The sequence below is a fragment of the Prosthecobacter sp. genome, from assembly GCF_020439865.1.
Lineage (GTDB): Bacteria > Verrucomicrobiota > Verrucomicrobiia > Verrucomicrobiales > Verrucomicrobiaceae > Prosthecobacter.
In genome coordinates this window covers 1-17,777 of sequence record NZ_JAGRPF010000130.1, presented here as the reverse complement: position 1 = coordinate 17,777, position 17,777 = coordinate 1, and the positions used below count along the sequence as shown (strand labels likewise).

General features: G+C 61.2%; 12 protein-coding genes. 1 reads left to right on the top strand and 11 read right to left on the bottom strand.

The window, feature by feature from the left end:
* Window positions 1-2: 2 nt before the first annotated feature.
* The 8 genes from KDL09_RS15355 to KDL09_RS15320 all read right to left on the bottom strand — a co-directional run bounded on the left by KDL09_RS15355 (window position 3) and on the right by KDL09_RS15320 (window position 10,109).
* Window positions 3-614 (bottom strand): family 16 glycoside hydrolase, encoded by a 612-nt coding sequence (locus KDL09_RS15355; RefSeq protein ID WP_294386848.1) that lies wholly within the window; start codon window positions 612-614, stop codon window positions 3-5.
* Between the two features lie 14 nt (window positions 615-628).
* Window positions 629-1,225 carry a hypothetical protein gene (locus KDL09_RS15350; RefSeq protein WP_294386845.1) on the bottom strand — a complete coding sequence of 199 codons (597 nt, stop codon included), beginning with the start codon at window positions 1,223-1,225 and terminating at the stop codon, window positions 629-631.
* A 31-nt stretch (window positions 1,226-1,256) separates the two neighbouring features.
* On the bottom strand, window positions 1,257-2,480 hold the full coding sequence (locus KDL09_RS15345; RefSeq protein ID WP_294386843.1) for a hypothetical protein: 1,224 nt from the start codon (window positions 2,478-2,480) through the stop codon (window positions 1,257-1,259).
* A gap of 23 nt (window positions 2,481-2,503) precedes the next feature.
* The gene (locus KDL09_RS15340) at window positions 2,504-2,926 is read right to left on the bottom strand and encodes a hypothetical protein (RefSeq protein WP_294386839.1); all 423 of its coding nucleotides are present in this window, start codon (window positions 2,924-2,926) and stop codon (window positions 2,504-2,506) included.
* A 39-nt stretch (window positions 2,927-2,965) separates the two neighbouring features.
* On the bottom strand, window positions 2,966-4,327 hold the full coding sequence (locus tag KDL09_RS15335; RefSeq protein ID WP_294386836.1) for a DUF1552 domain-containing protein: 1,362 nt from the start codon (window positions 4,325-4,327) through the stop codon (window positions 2,966-2,968).
* A 24-nt stretch (window positions 4,328-4,351) separates the two neighbouring features.
* Window positions 4,352-6,799 carry a DUF1592 domain-containing protein gene (locus tag KDL09_RS15330; RefSeq protein WP_294386833.1) on the bottom strand — a complete coding sequence of 816 codons (2,448 nt, stop codon included), beginning with the start codon at window positions 6,797-6,799 and terminating at the stop codon, window positions 4,352-4,354.
* A 70-nt stretch (window positions 6,800-6,869) separates the two neighbouring features.
* Complete coding sequence (locus KDL09_RS15325; RefSeq protein WP_294386831.1) at window positions 6,870-8,411, bottom strand: alpha/beta hydrolase; 1,542 nt, start codon at window positions 8,409-8,411, stop codon at window positions 6,870-6,872.
* Between the two features lie 54 nt (window positions 8,412-8,465).
* Window positions 8,466-10,109: a hypothetical protein gene (locus KDL09_RS15320; protein WP_294386828.1), complete on the bottom strand. Its 1,644-nt coding sequence runs from the start codon at window positions 10,107-10,109 to the stop codon at window positions 8,466-8,468.
* 179 nt (window positions 10,110-10,288) lie between these two features.
* Here KDL09_RS15320 and KDL09_RS15315 point away from each other — a divergent pair, with 179 nt between their 5' ends.
* Entirely contained in the window at window positions 10,289-11,128 is an 840-nt protein-coding gene (locus KDL09_RS15315) for a serine hydrolase (protein WP_294386825.1), read from the top strand.
* Between the two features lie 9 nt (window positions 11,129-11,137).
* Here KDL09_RS15315 and KDL09_RS15310 read toward each other — a convergent pair whose 3' ends face one another.
* The 3 genes from KDL09_RS15310 to KDL09_RS15300 form a co-directional block, all read right to left on the bottom strand.
* Window positions 11,138-12,508, bottom strand: coding sequence for a DUF1501 domain-containing protein (locus tag KDL09_RS15310; RefSeq protein ID WP_294386823.1), 1,371 nt, complete (start codon window positions 12,506-12,508; stop codon window positions 11,138-11,140).
* A 25-nt stretch (window positions 12,509-12,533) separates the two neighbouring features.
* Window positions 12,534-15,065 (bottom strand): PSD1 and planctomycete cytochrome C domain-containing protein, encoded by a 2,532-nt coding sequence (locus KDL09_RS15305; RefSeq protein ID WP_294386820.1) that lies wholly within the window; start codon window positions 15,063-15,065, stop codon window positions 12,534-12,536.
* A 73-nt stretch (window positions 15,066-15,138) separates the two neighbouring features.
* A partial coding sequence (locus tag KDL09_RS15300) for a PQQ-binding-like beta-propeller repeat protein (protein ID WP_294386817.1) occupies window positions 15,139-17,777 on the bottom strand: 2,639 nt, incomplete at its 5' end.

The following is a 17,777-nucleotide window of genomic DNA, read 5'->3' as shown; positions in this document are numbered from 1 at the left end:
CGCTAGGGACCGCTCATGATCTTGAGCTGACGAAACTCCAGCGCTCCCGCCTCGTCACCTTCTGGACCACCGGAATCGCCGCCGAGACCAAAGGTCTGCTTGGTTTCGGCAATGCAGGGACTGCTCGCGGAAACAGTCTTGTCGTCCACCGTGGCGGTGATCGTTTCACCTCGGAACACGATCTTCACGTGGTGCCAGTCACCCACCGCGAGAACGTTGGGTTGTTTGAGCAGCTCCACGTTCTCGCCCTTCTTCGGATGTGCGAGAATGCGCAGCGTGTCCTTGCCCATGACGAGATGCACGATGTGCCCGCGTTCCTGGGAGCCGTTGAAAATGATGCCGGCAAAGGTCGCCTTGCCTTCGAGTCGGAAGTCACACTCGATGACCGCGTCCGTCAGCGGCAGTTTGCGCATCTTCACCGGGCCGTGGCGCCGCTCACCGGATTCAAATCCGCGCAACACACCATCTTTTGCCGTCCAAGTGCCCAGCCCCCAGAACCAGTCTTTGGAGAGTTCGGTGGTGAAGGATTCCTCGAGCAACGTCTGTGATTCCACGCCGAGGACGTCACCACAGAGGACAACGAGCAGCGCCGCGATGAAGGCAAAACGTTTCATGACCCGATCAGGGCTCAGGGCTTTGTCTCGCCGCTGATCTTCAAGTTGCGCACCTTCACGGATTTGCCAGCGGCCAGCCAGCTACGGGCTTTCGGCGTGGCAAGGAACGCGTGTTCGGCGCGCAGTTCGCTTCCATCCAGATTCGCCGCCATCTTGTCGCCCCGCCACTCGACGCGCAGTTTGTGCCACTCGTTGGGCTTCACGGTCATCGGCAGTTTGGCGATCGTGTGCGAGGGTTTGACGGAATCCTCGGCAATGCTCAGACCGGCAGGATTGATGACGACGCGACCGACGTGCTTGTCGGAATCGCAGCCGACGAGAAAACTGCCGGGGCCTTCGATCAGGAACTCCACTTCGATCGTCGCACTCGCCAGGCCCACCCTGTGATGCAGCACCGGGATGTGCTTCTGTTCCGGCAGATCGAGCACACTCAACACGCCGTCTGCCGATGTCCATTTGCCTTTGGCGACGCTGAAACTGGCATCCAGCGGTGATTTGAAATCGGGCGCGGCGAGGACGGGCAAGACGTGATCGTGCAGGAGAGGTTTGGCGTCCTCGGCAAACACGATCGATGAGAGGAGGAGACTGAGAAGAATGGAGAGGGGCTTCATATCAAGTGGCGGATGGTTGGTCTGTGATATGTCATTCACGCCCGAAATACTCCTCTTCCTTCGGCAGCGCGATGACTTTCCATGTCGGCGGGTAGAAGCGGACGATGCGATTCGGGCGGTAGCCTTCGAGCATCAGGTCCATTCTGAGCTTGATCTGCACGCCACTGCTGCCGGGTTCGACGGGGACCTTTTTCACCTCGAGGATGCCGCCGCGTTTGCGGTCATTCACGGGGTCGTAGGTCATCAAGGACTCGCGTGCGACGGCGAGACTGCCGACAGGTTCCGCTGGCGGAGGACTGCCGTCTTTCGGCGGCGGGGCGTTGAGGTCTTTGACGGCGACTTCGTCGTAGAGCTTCGGATCGACGTTGCCGAAAAAGGTGACGGTGACGAACTGCGGCTCGTCCTCGACCGCCGTGACCCAGCCGGGCAGGCCGCGCTCACGAATGTGGATGCGATGCCTTTCCAACTGCTGCTTCGTGGCGAGAGCACGCGCTGCTTCATCGAGCCAGATGTCCGTAATGCGACCGGGACCGTAGAGCGTGACCCAGGTGAGATTGAAAAGAACGGTTTGTCCCGGCTGCAAGGCTTTCAAATCGGCGAAGCCGCTGCCTTTATACACAACCGTGCTGCCGAGCAGGTCGAAGGTCTTCGATTTGCCATCGCCGACGGGCTTTCCGTTTTCGATGAGCGTCGCGGTGAGCTTTTGCGCCTCGAGATCCACGCTGTCGATCTTCCAGAGCTGCTTCTGCCTCGTGTGGAAGGAGAACTCGTCCTCGATGCGGAAACAACGGCGGAAGTCGAACTCCGGCGTCTTGCGTCGATACCAAGTCTCGGGCGGCGGTGTCTTGTCGTTCGGATCGGCGAGGTAAAACAAGCCCTGGAGATGCGTGCCGAGCGGGATGTCCTGCAACGCGGCCGGCGCGCCGTGATACCAGATCGCACCATACGGCAACATGCCTGCATCGAGCGGCAGATCCCACATGCCGCGGTCCTGGCTGTCGTTGCGGTCCACGCGCATCTGAAAGCGGCGCTCCAGGTGATCGATCCTGATCAACTCACCGGACACCGCATGCGCCGATCCCTCCGGCGGGAACTGACCATCGACGAGCTGATACCAGTCCGGCAACGTGTCCGCGTCCTTCGCATTCTTCTTCCCACTCGCCCTCACCGGCCCGTCAGCATCGGTGCGGAACTTGGGTTTGTCCTCGGCGTGGAGGAAAGAAATTGCGAGGAGAGTGAGAGCAACAAAGCGCATAGGTGGCGTTAATAGTGATCGGCTTATGCGTGTTGGATTCGCACATGTTCTTCCGGGCCGAAGCGGTCAAAAACAACGTGACGAATACTGGTGCCGCCGACGCTCCAAAAATGTGATGGGAACCCATCTGAGTCCGATGAAGTGGCACTTGGCGGACCAAAAGTGGCTTCCAAATGCATTTGGAATTCGTGAAATGAAGCCGCTTGATCAGGATAGGCTTGACGAAAGAATTCGAGCTCTACAAGCACACCCTCATCTCTTGGATGAAAGTGAAACCCTAACTCGTGGGAAAGACCGCAAAGTGAAACGCACGACGTCGTAAAATAGCCCGATGTCACATGACGAAGTGGGTAATCTTTGAAAAGAACAATCAATTGATTCTCTCGAATCTTCCACGGAATCAAGAGATCTGGGCGTTCAATCTTAAATCCTTCCTCAAGATTCATTCGTGGGGAATCCAAGCGATTAGCCAGAAGCATTTTAGGTCACCCCACGATTTGCGAGATCGGTCCCACGCTGTCCTGGAACGTGTCCGCCTTCACATCCATGCGTTGCAGCATGGTGAGCAGCAGGTTGCTGACGCGGGCATCGCTGTCGACCGGACGGCTGCAGATGCCGTAGTGGCCCTGGGCGTCGGTGACGTTGTATTGGCCGATTTTGGGCAGGTTGAAATCGACGTGCGTGCCGTGCTTGTAGCCGAGCGCCTTGCCGCCGGCGAGGATGGTGGGCAGGTTGGCGTTGCCGTGGCTGTGGCCGTAGGCCATGCCGCTGCCCCAGAGCACTTGCGTGGTGTCGAGCAGGTTTTGATCGCCTTCCTTGTGATCTTTGAGCAGATCGAGGAAGTAGCTGAACTGGCTGACGAGGAAGGTGTCGGTCTCGGTGAGGCGGCGGAGCTGCTCGGGGTCGCCATTGTGATGGCTGAGGCCGTGGCGCGTCTGCAAAATGCCGATCTCGGGAATGCCGCTGGCGTTGCCCTCGCCACCGATGCCGCAGGTGATGACGCGCGTGCTGTCGGTGCGCAGCGCCATGGCCATGAGATCGTAGAAGAGGCGGTAATACTCGCCCGCCTCGGCCATGCTGAGCTTCCGCTGGAGGCGCGCGGCCTCGGCGGCGGGCACGGCGGGCTTCGGCACGTTGAGCCATTCGTCGGCGCGGCGCGTGCGCTCCTCGACCTGGCGCACGGCGGTGAGGTATTCGTCGAGCTTGCTGCGGTCTTCGCTGCCGAGCTTGTTGTTCACGCGCTTCGCGTCATCTGCGACGAGATCGAGGATGCTGCCGCGGCGGCTGAGACGGCGGCGGATGGTCTCCTTGCTGTCCTTTTCGACGCCGAAGAGCAAGTTGAAGATCTGCTGCGTGTTGCGCTCAGCCGGAAGCTGGATGCCGTCCTTAGACCACGCAAGCGAGGTGCCCTCGATAGCCATTTCGAGCGATTGAAAGCGCGTGGACGTGCCCTGCACCTCGGCAATGAGCTGGTCGGCGGACACTGTGTTGCGGAAGGCGCCGCCATCGCCCGGCACGTTCGCGCCGGTGAGCCAGACCTTCTCGCAGTTGTGATGCTTGCCCAGCACCATCGGATGATGCAGGCCGCTGATCGGCGTGATGTCGGCGCGATGTTTTTCCAATGACGCGAGCGGCTGCGTGAACTCGTAGTCCTTGCCCGCCTTCTGAATCTGCCACGTCAGCGTGTTCACACCGTTCGGGATGTAAAGGAACACGCTGCGCTTCGGCTTCGACGGCGCGGGGATCGCGGCCATGGCTTCGAGCCACGGCAATGAGATCGTCGCCCCCAGTCCACGCAACACGGTGCGGCGGGACATCTGCCATTTGTTGAGATTCAGATTAGCCATGATGTGGAGTGTGCTTGGGTTTGCTTAGCGCGTCTGGAACAGATCAGAGATAACGAATGCTTCGACGAGGTCTCTCAGGCGATAGTCCTTCGCCTTGCTGGCGGCGGCGATCTTCTTGAGTTCATCGCGGTCGGTGAAAGTCACCGTGCGGCGGAGTCCGTAGGTGGCGAGTTTTTCGATGAAAGTGTGATTGAACGCGTCGAGGTCGTGCAGCAGCAGCTTCTTGAACTCCTCCGCGTCCTTGTATTCGCGACCGTCGGGCAGCTTGCCGGAAGAAACGACCTTCGGATTGGCACCGACGCCGTCCGTGACCTCCTCGGTGCGCCAGCGGCCGATGGCGTCGTAGTTTTCGAAGGCGAGGCCCAGCGGATCGATCTTCGAGTGACACGCGGCGCAATTCGCATCGTGGATGTGTGCTTCGAGTTTCTCACGCAGCGTCGCTTTCGGACCGGTGGGATTCGTCGGAATCGGATTCACGTTCGCCGGCGGTGGCGGCGGTGATTTGCCAAAGATCGCTTCATTCAACCACACACCGCGATGCACCGGACGATGCCGCACACCATCGCTCGTGAGCGAAAGGATCGACGCCTGCGTGAGCAGTCCGCCGCGATGCGCCTCGGGCTTCAGCGCGACGCGGATGAAACCAGCATCGTCTTTGCTGTCCTTCCTGGCCGTGGTGAAGGCGTCATCGAGCCCGTAGTGCTTCGCGAGCAGCTCGTTCATCATGCTCCAATCGGAGTTGAGGAATTCGCGCAGCGTGAGGCCGTGATTCAGCACTTCGCGGAAGAAGGTCGTCGTTTCCGCGATCATGCTGTTCTCCAACGTCTTGTCGTAATCGGGGTACAGCTTCTTGTCCGGCTGGAACATGCCGACCTTGCGCAAACGCAGCCACTGCGTGGCGAAGGATTCACTAAATCGCGCAGCGCGTGGGTCGGCGATCATGCGCGCGAACTGCTGCGCGAGCACCGCTTTGTCATGCAGCCTGTCTTGCTCGGCGAGCGCGAACAGTTCTGCGTCCGGCATTGTGCTCCACAGCAGGTAGGACAGGCGCGAGGCGATCTCCCAATCGTTCAGCGTGTTGCGGCTCGCGTTCTCGTCACCCTCGGCGATAAAGAGGAAGCTCTTCGAGTTCAGGATCGCCAGCATGCCGGCCTTCACCGCATTGCGGAAGGTTTCCTTCGCCTCCAGCTCGCTCCTCACGATGGTCATGTACTCGTCGATTTCCTCGCCGGTGACCGGGCGGCGGAAGGCGCGTTTCGCCAGTGTTGCGAGGCATTCGCGGGCCTGCTGCATGTTGCCTTCTTCACGCGGCATGTAGTCGTCGCGCAATTGCTTCTCGTGCTCCTCGATGATCGGTCCTTTCCAGGTGACCGAATCAATGATCAGGAAAGGATAGCGCGGCTTGCCCGCCTCGTCTGTGAGCTTCATTTGCCACGGAATGCGGCCGATCTTTGTGCTGATGAACGGCGCTTCGCCATGACGACCGGAGCGCGGCAGGTTCGACGGGCCGGGCACATCGTTATACACCTCGATGCTCGGGCGTCCCTTCGGCAGATGCGTGCGAAAGGTCACGGTGATCGGCTTGTCCTCGTCCGCGATGATGTCCTGCTCGAACAGCACGCGGTCGAGCTTCGATTCATAGACCTTGAGGCGCGGCGCACGGCCCTTGTCCGGCTTCAATCCGCTCAATTTATAGGTGATCTCATACACACCTGCCTCGGGCAGCGGGTCCTTGAGCGCGGTGTAGCGGTAGATGTCGCCCGGCCAGCAATCGAAGCGCACCTTGTCGAGCAAACCCATCTCCCGCAGGCGCTCGCGATGCCGCTCGCTGATTTGCTCTTCGTAAAGCACCGGCTTCGTGCCACCGAAAGGCTCCGGTGGTTTCTGGCCCTTCCGCAGCGGCGGCGCTGGCTCCGGATACGCTTCCGCCAGGACCGTCTCCGCCGCTGCCAGGTATTTCTCGATATTCGACGGCGACAGCGTGAGCACCGAGCCGATGCGCTCAAAACCATGCCATTCCGCGTCTTCGAGCAGGTTGCCCGGGTCCTTGGCGTCAAACTGCACGCCGATCAGATCGCGAACGGTGTTCACATACTCGTCACGCGTGAGCCGGTTGTAGGTCACCTTGGCCCGTGTGGCCATCTTCGCAGCCTCTCCCTCCTTCATCCGCGCCGCGATCCACTCCACCACCTTGGCGCTCTCCTCGGCCTTCGGCTGCTTCTTCTCCTTCTTCGGCGGCATCTCGCCCGAATTGATCCGCTCCATGATCTCCAGCCACTGGGGCGTGTTCTCAAAGCCGACCTTGTGGGAGAGGTTGTCCACGCGGAAGTCGCCCTTCTGCACGTCCTCGTCGTGGCACTTGGTGCAGTGCTCTTCAAAGTAAGCGCTCACCTGCAGGTCGAGCGCGGCAGGAGCGGCGTTCAACCCCGAAGACAGGGCAAAAATGGGCAGCAGGTAACGGTGGACGGACATGGGCGGAGTATTCCATACGACCACGGGAAGGGCGGCTATCACCCGATTCCCCCCGTGTTTTCGGGGGCTTTCAAGAGGCCGGTTCCGCACGCACGGAGATGTCATCGATTTCGATCCCTTTTTCGCCGCCGTTCTGCATCCAGAGCAGCTTGCGCTTTCCGGCGTTGAAATTGGCATGGGAGAGGATCTCGGACCAAAGCTTGTCGTCGATGCTCATCGTCACCGATTCCCCTCGGAAGACGAGTTTGACGGTGTGCCACGCGTTGGCGCTGAGATCCACCTTTTGTGCAGGAAAGTGCTCGTTCGTCCGGAAAGCGCCGCTGATAGCATCGGCCGGACGTGTTTTCTGAAGAAGCGGGTGATTGGCATCCTTCGTGTGGCCATCCACCTCGAGCACCACACCGTCGCGCAGCAGTTTCACACGCAGCATGTGGTCCACGCTGCCGAAGCCGTCGTCACCATCGATGAAGAACCACAGCATGCCGCCCGGGCCGAGATGGCGGTAGCGGAAGGAGATCGTGAGGTCCTTGCCACTCACCGGGAGATAGACCATCGGCGGATACTTCCCGCCACTGCTTCCGCGCGTCCACATCACGCCGTCGCGCACCTCGGTGTTCTTGTTCGGGATTGGCGTGCTGAAGCGTTTCGGATCGAAGCCAGCATCGAAGGTCTCTACGATGGGCGCTGGCGTGAGGTAGTCGAGCGATTCGAGGAACGCGTCCACCTCCGCCAGTGTCTTGTAGAAGTGAAGCTTTGCCCCCGCGCCAGCTTCATCCTTCCACCGCCCCGGATTGAAGAAGCCATGCGGCTGGCCTTCATAGGCTTTCAACTCGCAGCGATTGCCGGCGGCGCTCATCGCCTTTTGAAACAACTGCACGGTCGGAAACGCCACCGCTTCGTCGTTCGTGCCGTGGAAGATAATGCTCGGCGGAAGTCCGGCACGCACGAAGTGGTAGGGCGATACCTCCTGCGGCCGGCCATCGCAGCGTTCGCGGATGTCAGCGAATTTTTCGGCGGTCAGCAAATCGGGATGTCCGTCCACCGGTGCCAAGACGACGGCGGGATTGAACAGCAGCATCGCATTCGGCACGGAGCTGACGCCCTTGTTGTCATCGTCTTCAAATCCGGGCAGCAGGGCCGTCGCGGCGGCGAGATGTCCGCCGGCGGAACCACCTCCAGCCACGATGCGGTCCGGATCGACACCCAACCGCGCTGCATTCGCACGCACCCAGCGGATTGCCGTCTTCGCATCGCTCACGCAGTCCTGCGGAAAGACGTTGTGACGGCTTCTCACACGGTAATCGACGGATATCGCCACCATGCCGCGCTCGGCGAGGTGCAGGCATTGCGGCAAAAATTGCCCCGGCGTGCCACCCTTCCATCCGCCGCCGAAAAAGAAAACCGCCGCGGGCCGGCGATCCGTCTTCGCGTGATCCTTCGGTTCGAAGATGTAGGCGTTGAGCTTCACGTCGCCAATCGTGCGATACACCTCCACGCGCGAGCCGGTCATCTCCGGCGGGTATTTCCAACTGATCGTCGGCTCGGGCAGGTCATCTGCGGCACGAAGGCTCGTGAGGAAGAGAAATGGAATCAGAGCGAGGGCAAATTTCATGAGCGAACAAAACGCGCCTCGCACGGACCACTCTTCATCGAATCCCGATTTGGTTTAAACGACCGCATAACTCAGATGCGCCTCCACCTTCTCCAACTGCACGGCTCGTTGCGGTGATGACACGACACGGATGCTCACTTCGTTGGCTCCGATCTTCCACGCGTCGTTTGGCACGGCGGTTTCGATGCGCAGCAACTGCTGCTTCGGGTTCACCTTGTAGATCCCTTTGCCACCGGAGGCGGGCTGCGGTTTGGGGGAGAAGATCTGCGGGTCTTTCCACGTCGGATCGGCGGCGCTGATCGTCACGGGTCTGCCGTTGAAGAAGATCTCGAAGACATCGGTCTCTTTGGCTTCAAACAAGATGCAGCTCAGGGTCAGTTTCGCCTTGGCGGATGGCGCGTCGCTGAGATGCACGGTGAGTTTGGCGGTGTGGTCGAGTTTCAGCGGCAGCGGGGCGGTGTCGTTGCGATTGAAGAAGCCATCGGCCCACGGATAGCCGCCGCGGCGTTCGACGGCGAAGGTCTTGTTCTTGCCGGCGAGCGTTTTCGGATCGCCGATTTCCTTGAACGCGAATTGATGCGTGAGCGGCGCGATCTCACCGCCGACGGTCTTCGCCACCTCCGGCGTGGCCATGGACCAGTTGAAGGTGACCACGCTGTTCGCACCACGCTGGAAGTGATTGGCAAACACACCGCGAAGAAACTCGATGGGCGCGTAGCGATAGCCATCGGTCGCATGATGATCGTCAAAGCAGGGCTGCAACTGGATGTCGGGGCCGACGGCGGAACGCAGGCCCTCGACATCCACGTCCATCGTGCGCGAACCAAGCGTGAGGACATCGACCAGCTTCTGGTCCGCCCAGGCCTTGAGATCAAAACCGTCCGCGTGACAGCCTTCGAGCGTCTGCGGCACACGCGCCGCGAGCATCAGTGGGCGTCTGCGCTGCTGCGCGACCTCCAGCAGCATCGTGCGCGTCATGCGCATGAACTCAGTCACATGCTCGCGCATCTCCCACTGCCGGCCGACCGGCAGGCAGGGCACGTGGCGGGCGAAGTCGATCTGAATGCCGTCGAGATCGAAGCGCGTCGCGAGTTCACGCAGCACCGCGACCTTGTGCTCGCGCAATCCGGCGGCGGCGAGATTCCACATACCATGCGGCCACCACGTCACCGGCAGGACCCAGTCAGGATGCTGCACCTTGAGCGGACAGGGCTCCTTCGCATGACCCCCTTCGGGCAGGATGTCCACCTCACTGATGCGATGATTCCAAAACGTCTCCAGCTTCCGCCGGCGTGTCTCATTGATGAGTTCCTTGCGCCAGTCCACACCTGCTTCATGCCAGCGCTTCACCAGCGGATGAATCTCCGGCTGGAACACCTGGCTCGGATACACACTGCCCACCGGATTGCCGCCGATGTCCCACCAGATGGCATCGATCTGGGTTCCCGGCTCGTCCGCATAACCAAACACCGCATCGCGAAACGGTTCAAACGGTGGCACGCCCTCCGGATGCATCTTGAGGTAGTTCAGCAGCACCCAGAAGACATCATGCTGCATCACGATGCGACGATGGCGTGCTCTCAGCAGCGTTTCGTGCTCGGCACTCAGCTTGATCGCATTCGAAGCGGCAAAGAGCGAGGGTGCTCCCAGCAATGCCGCGCCAGCGCCTGTTTGAATGAAGTGTCTTCGTTTCATCATGACGAATTCGGAAGGTCAACGTGACTGCCGGGCGGATGCTGTCCAAGTTTGCTGTAACGGAATGCTCCGCATGCGGGGCCCTGCGGCACATTTGGTGAAATCGAGTCGTGAAATTCTGCGAAAGCGTACCATGAGTGTTCATCGTGCTCACCCCAAGGACTCCTCCATTCATTTGGGCGGTGCTGACTGCCGCCCTCATCGCCCTGTCATCGACGGCGTCGATCCGCGCCGCCGTCGACAGCCCGCTCGAAGCCCAGATCGACGGTTACATCAAGTCGCTCCGCGCCCGCGGCAGCATCTCAGGCAATGAGCGTACCGCCTGGCTGGTCCGTGATCTCACCACCGGCACCACGCTCGCGAGCATCAACGAGAACTCGCCACGACAGGCCGCCAGCATGATCAAGCCCTTCCTGGCGCTGGCTTTTTTCCATCAGGTGAAGGCCGGGAAGCTTTCCTACGGCACCAGCAGCCGGCGTCACATGGAGCTCATGATCCAGAAGAGCAGCAACAGCTCCACGAACTGGGTCATGCAGCAAACCGGCGGTCCATCAGCGACGAAAGCCCTGCTTGCGCGTCATTACCCCGGCCTCTGTCAGAATCTTCGGCTTGTTGAATACATCCCCTCGAATGGTCGCGCCTATCGCAACCTCGGCTCTGCCAGTGACTACGCGAGTTTCCTCACAGCTGTTTGGAAAAAGCAGGTGCCTTATTCCGACGAAATCCTTCGCCTCATGTCGCTGCCCGGCCCCGACAGGCTCTACACCAAGGCCCGCTGCATTCCCTCCGGCACCCACGTCTATGACAAGACTGGCAGCACCGCGATGTGCTGCGGCGACATGGGCATCCTCGTCGCGCAGGGCACGAATGGCCGGAGCTATCCGTACATCGTGGTCGGTGTCATCGACAGCGTGGTTCGCGTCTCCTCTTACGGTTCCTGGATCGCCCGCCGCGCCGACGTCATTCGCGAAGTGTCGAACCTGACCTACCTGCATATGAAGAAGCGGTATCCGCTGAGGTGATGGTGCCGCCTACGCGATGATCTCTTTCACCACTTCACCAGATACGTCGGTGAGACGGAAGTCGCGGCCGGCGAAGGGATAGGTGAGGCGGGTGTGATCGATGCCGAGGAGGTGCAGCATCGTGGCATGCAGGTCATGCGTGCCGATGCGGCCTTCGGCAGCGGTGCCGCCGGTTTCATCAGTGCTGCCATAGCGCAGGCCGCCCTTCACGCCGCCGCCGGCCATCCACATGCTGTAGCCTTTGTTGTTGTGACGACGTCCGTCACCCGCGGCGCTCTGGCCTTCGGGGCTGCGGCCGAATTCTCCGCCCCAGACGACGAGCGTATCCTTGAGCATGTCGCGCTCTTTGAGATCGCTGAGCAGCGCGGCGATGGGCAGGTCGGTCGCGCCGCAGTTGGCGGTGAGCTTGGCCTTGAGGCTGTTGTGCTGATCCCATCCACCATGAGTGACCTGAATAAAGCGCACGCCGGCTTCGGCGAGGCGTCGCGCCATGAGGCACTGCGAGCCGAAGTTCTCTGTCTGCTTGTTGTCCAAACCGTACTTCGCCCTCGTGGCGGCGTCTTCCTTGTCAAGATCGAGCGTGGCAGGCACGGAGGTCTGCATGCGGTAGGCGAGCTCGTAGGACTCGATCACGCCTTCCAGTTCCGGATTCGACGGATAATCATACTTCATGCCGCGGTTGAGCGACTGGATGAGGTCGATCTGCTGGCGCTGCGACTGAGCGTTGAGGTAGTGGCTTCGAATGTTGGCGATGCCGCCCTCGGCGGTTTCGACGCGTGTTCCTTGGAAGCTCGCAGGCAGGAATGCGGAACCGTAATTCTGCGCGCCGCCGACGTTGCCGGTGGGATTGATGGTGACGAAGCCGGGCAGGTCCTGATTCTGCGTGCCGAGGCCATAGACGATCCACGAGCCCATGGACGGGCGCACGAAATTCACGCTGCCAGTGTGCAGCGCGATGGAGGCCTGCGGATGCGCTGCGTTCGAGGTGTACATGCCGTTGAGCAGGCAGAGGTCGTCGGCGTGTTTGGCGAGGTTCGGGAACAGGCTCGACATCATGATGCCGCTCTTGCCCCGTGGTTTGAATTCGAACTGCGGCGCGAGCAGGTTGCCCTTGGCATCACCACTCGCCTTTTTTCCAGCGTGCTTCGCGAGTTCGGGCTTCCAGTCAAAGGTGTCAAGATGGCTGGGGCCGCCCTGCATGAACATGAAGATCACGCGCTTCGCCTTCGGGGCGAAATGCGGTCCTGCCGGTGATGCGGCGGCACGCGCGGCCTGCTGGGAGCAAAGTCCGGCGAAGGCCATCCAGCCGAAGCCGGCGGAGGTCGTTTGCAGGAACTGCCGGCGGCTGGTCGGAACAAAGGTGTTGGAGCAGGTGGTCATGGCGTTGGGTTCGTTGAATTTGAAATCACATCACGTAGCGGAATTCGGCGCTGCCCATGAGGGCCTGCACAAAGGTGGTCCAGGTGTCCACCGGCTCGCCGCGTTTGCTGCCGGAGCTGACCTGAATCGTGCCGGCCAGATAATCGAGGGCGCGCTTTGTTTCATCCGACGTGGCATCGCGGCCAAACAGCAGGCGGTAGGCGTGCTGCACACGCGCTTCGTCATTCGCGAGCGGCAGCGCGGCGATGCGTTCGGAGGTTTTCCGCGCGAGATTCACGACGAATTCGTTGTTCAGGAAGAACAGCGCCTGTGGCGGCACCGTGGTGACATCGCGCTGGCCGATCACCTGGCTCGGCTCGGCGAAGTCGAATACGGTGAACATGCCCGGCAGTCGCGAGCGCAGCACGGGCAGATAGACGCTGCGGATCGGCGCGGTGAATGAGTCACCACTGCCTCCGCCCTTTTTGGCTTTGCCAATGTCCAGCTTCGGGTCCAGGCCCATCGGTGCGGTCGACGGGTGTTCCGTATTCAAAGTGCCGCTGACGGCCAGCATCGCATCACGGATGGATTCGACTTCGAGGCGGCGCAGGTTCATGCGCCAGAACAGGTTGTTGCTGGAATCGACTTCCATGTTGGCCGGAATCTCCTTGGAACTGATCCGGTAGGCGTGACTGAGCATGAGGCTGCGAATCATCGACTTCATCGACCAGCCGTTCGCTGTGAAGCTCGCGGCCAGATGGTCGAGCAGTTCGGGATGCGTCGGCGCCTCGCCAGTGGCGCCGAAGTTGTCCACGGTCGGCACGATGCCGCGGCCAAACAGATGCTGCCAGATGCGGTTCACCGCGACTCGTGCGGTGAGCGGATGTCGCGCGTCCGTGAGCCAGGCTGCCAGCTCCAGACGGCCGCTCGCGTCCTTCGGCAAAGACGGCTGCTTGTTCCATTCCAGCACTTGCAGGAACCCGCGCGGTACGACGTCGCCATGCTGGTCGGGTTCGCCGCGCACGCGCAGCTTGAGATCCTGCACCTCGCCTTCCTGCGCACCCATGGCGAGCTTATCGTCGGGCGACACCGTTGGCTCTTCAGCTTTTTTGCCCTTCTTCTTGGAACCAGATGAGCCATCGAGCTCGCGGAGTTTCCTGCCGACACTGGCAATCTGGCTGTCCAGCTCCTTGCGTTCCTTCTTTGACGCCGACGAACCCTTCTTTTGGAACTCGGTCTTCTGCTTCCGGAGTTCCGCGAGACGATGCTCCAGCCGTTCGCGATCCGCTTTGTCTGAAGTCGCTACTGAAGGGGTGACCTTCGTCTCGGTGACGCCCAGCTTCACGAGCTTCGATGGTGCGAAGTAGTCCTTTCCACCACCGCCGCGATTCTTCTGCCCGCTGAGCGTTTCCGTGCTGCCGAAGATGCCGGCGACGGCGTAGTAGTCGGTCTGCGAGATCGGATCGAATTTGTGATCGTGGCAGCGGGCGCAACCGGTCGTGAGGCCCATGAACGCGCGGCCCATCGTGTCGAGCTGGTCATCCACGCGGTCGAGGAAGAACTGCTCCGAGTCGCGCTCGTTGAGGTCCATTGAGCCCAGGGCGAGGAAGCCGGTGCCGAGCACCTGCGCGTCGCGCTGCGTCGCGTTCGAAGCCGTCATCAAATCACCCGCCAGCTGCTCGGTGAGGAATTGATTGAAGGGTTTGTCGGAGTTGAAGGATTCGATGACGTAGTCGCGGTAACGCCAGGCATAAGGAAAGGCGACGTTGCGCGTGCGGCCCACGGAGTCGGCATAGCGCACGACATCGAGCCAGTGCCGGCCCCAGCGCTCGCCGAACTGAGGCGACTTCAACAGACGATCCACCACGGTTGCAAAAGCGTCGTCATCGCTGGATGGATCTTGGATGAAGGCCTGCATTTCCTCGACCGTTGGTGGAAGTCCGGTCAGGTCATAAGTAGCTCGACGAATCAGCGTGGTGCGATCCGCATCCGGCGCGGGCTTCAACTTCGCCGCCTCGATCTTCGCGAGCACAAACTTGTCAGCATCCGTCTTCGCCCATGCCGTGTCCTTCACTGCCGGCGGCTGCGGCTTGGTCACCGGCTGAAACGCCCAGTGCTTGCGACCTTCCTCCAGCGTCCAGTTCGGTTTGGTCGATGCGGTTGCTGTCGTGCCTCCTTTGCGCGGGTCGGGCGCGCCGATGCGGATCCAGGTCTCGAGCGCTTCGATCTCGGTTTCCGCCAGACGATTCTTCGGCGGCATCTGCTCGTCCGGATCCGGATTGCGCACGCTTTTCATCAGCAGGCTCGCACCCGGATCACCCGGCTCGATCACATCGCCCGAGTCCCCGCCTTTGGCGATGCCATCGGCGCTGTCGAGCAGCAGGCCGCCCTTGACCTTCTCCGCCTTCTCCGAGTGGCATTCATAGCAGTGCTTCGCCAGCAGCGGCCGGATCTTCGACTCAAAGAAGGCCAGATTCTCCTTCGAAATGGCCTCCGCTCCCTGCGAAGCCGCGGGAAGAATCGCCACAGCCAGCAGAGTCGCGAAGCGATGAAAGTGAGAAACAGAAGAATGGGTCATGGCGGTCAGGTTGGCTTCCCAAACGCGTCAAACCCAGCGATCTAGCGGGAGTTTCCCGGCAGCGTATTGGCCCTCACTCCTGCCCCAGCGCGCCGAAATCGGTGACGGCTTTCCAGGTGGCGAAGCCGGTGTGGGTGATTTGTTTGAGGGGCTTGGCTAGCTTGGCGGTGAGGGTTTGTTTGCCGGACGTGAGCGTGATCGTCTGCGCGTCGGGATCGAAGGTGACGGAGAGTTCGATGACGGCGCTGGCGTCGCCGTCGAAGGCGATCTTCTCGCCTTTCTGCGCAGGTGTGGCTCCCTGGAAGATGACGAGGCGGCCCTGGATGAACTGCATGCCGCATTTGATGAGCTGTTCATCGTTGGTGCCGTCGCCGAGGACGAAGAAGCCGTTGCCATAGTAGGGCGGGTTCGGGAAGCCGGGCGTGCGCTGCATCTTGAAGGTCCACGTGGTCTTTGTGGTGACGGGCTTGCCGAATTCATAGAGCGCCTGCGACACGCTGTTTTCATCCGCGGCGAGGCGATAGCCGAGTTCGCATGAGACGGCCTTGCCGCCGGTGACCTTGGCGAAGCGGTAGGAGATGTCCTCGCCGGTGATCTGCGCACGCTTGGCGGGTGCCGCCTTGCCTTTGCCCTTCGCGTTGCCTTTGTTGCCAAAGTCGGTGATGCCGAGCTTTTCCTGGAACTCCTTGCGGTATTCGTTGTCGTCAGGCAGCAGCTCTTCAGGCAGGACTTCAATAGGTTCGCCGAGTTTGGATTCAAGTGCTTTGCCCTGCGCGCCGTAGCAAACGACGCAGCCGTCTTGCATGGCGAGATAGAGACGATTGTTCGAGGCGACGAGGCCGTCAAAGACGGGCATGGCGTCGATGGCATAACTGGCGAGCAGTTTGCCGTCTTTCGTGGCGGCGGCGGCCAGACGCACGCCGCGTTTGCCGGTGAACGCATCATCGGAGCGGACGGCGTCGCCATAGGGACCGGCGGCGAAGAGCGTGTCGCCTGCGAGCACCATGGCGCGGACGCTGAACGGAATTTCGTCGGACCATTTCACCGGCGTGGTGCGCAGCTTCGTCCAATCGGTCTTCAAATAGGTGCCTTCCTTGTGATCCTTCATCGCGGGCGCGAAATTGGGCTCCGCACCGGCGCGTTTTTCGGAGGCGCTGAGCACATACTTCTCTCCACGCGAGAACTGCGCGGAGTTTTGGCCGGCGTAGAAGTTGCGACCGAAGCCATACACGGCGTCATCGCCGACGACGAGGATGCGGCCTGCGGGCAGCTTGTTGCCGCTCTGCCACCAGCCGCCGTAGCCGCTCTTCGTGTCCTCGCCATAGACCCAGTAGGTGCGGTGCCACCAGTTGTCATCGAGGTAACCGGTGGGCGAGTAGAGATGCGGCGCGGGTTCGCGCTGCGAGAGGCTTTCCTTGTCAAAGGTGCGATGACGCATGAAGACCATGCCGTCCTGGCTGGAGAGGATGTCCGGCAAGGCGCCGTCCATTTCAAATGAGCCCGTCACCGGTGGTTCGGTGCCGGTTTCCATGTCATAGACACGTTCGTCGCCGAAGAACTCGCCGGTCTGCGCCTTGATCTTCACCATGCGGATGCCGCCATCGAGGAACGACGAACGGCCCGCCGCGGCATACACGATGCCGTTTTCCACCAGCACGCTGCCATGCACCGGCCACGCGGATTCGAGACGGCCGTAGGCGACGACGCGACGCTCATCCGGCGCGGCTCGGGTGCGCCAGCAGAGCGATCCATCGCTGGCAAGCAGCCGATACACGCAGCCGTCGGCGCTGCCAAAATAGACGAAGCCGCGGTCAATGGTCGGCGGTGAATCGACAGTGCCACCCGCGGTAAACTTCCACTTTGGCGCGCCGGTTTCCCCATCGAGCGCGATGACGGTGTTGCGATCTTTTTGTGCAACGACGGCGAGTCCTTCCGCGACGACGAGGCTCGTCAGTTCACCGCCGATCGGCGTCTTCCATGTTTGTTTGAGATCTGTGGTGATCGTCGTCTTGCTGTGACCGCTGCGCGTGACATCGTGACGATAGGTGGGCCAGCCTTGCGGATCGGCGACTGCCTCGACCTTCGTCAAATACGATGGCCCTTGCTCAATCGGATCCGCCTTGTCCTTCGCAGGCTTCATCGTCTCCGTGAGACCGGGCGACATCGCGGTGAAACCGTTGAGCTTGCCTTTAATGTAGCAGGCACAGGCGTGCGGCGTGGAGTAGAGCAGTCCGTTCGCCGGCAGGATGCCGTAGAGGCACGCGCCGCGAATCCAGTGGTTCTCGCTGTAGCTTTGGTCCGTGGGATTCACGTACTCGACGCCGGAGCGCGACAGCAGCACGAAGTCGCCGCTCGCCTTCGCTTTGTAGCAGCGATGATGGCCGATGCCCTTGAACGGCGGCAGGTCGAACTCCTTCTTCACCTCGCCCGTGATCAAGTCGCGCCCCATGAAGGTGCCGGCCGACTTGGCGGAGGCGATGTTCATCGACCACACGAGATCCTGCATGAGCATGACGCTTACCGGACTGCGGTAGTCATTGTCCACCCACGGCGCCTCCCACAGCTGCTTGCCATCCGCGAGCGAGACGGTCGTGAGCTTGCGGTTCCATGCGTAATACACCGCCTTGTCGTTGAGCACGACGGTGGGCGATTCCTCGGAGAAGCTGAAGAGCGGCTTCGTCGTCTGCGCGATCGGCGCGGACTTCCACTTCT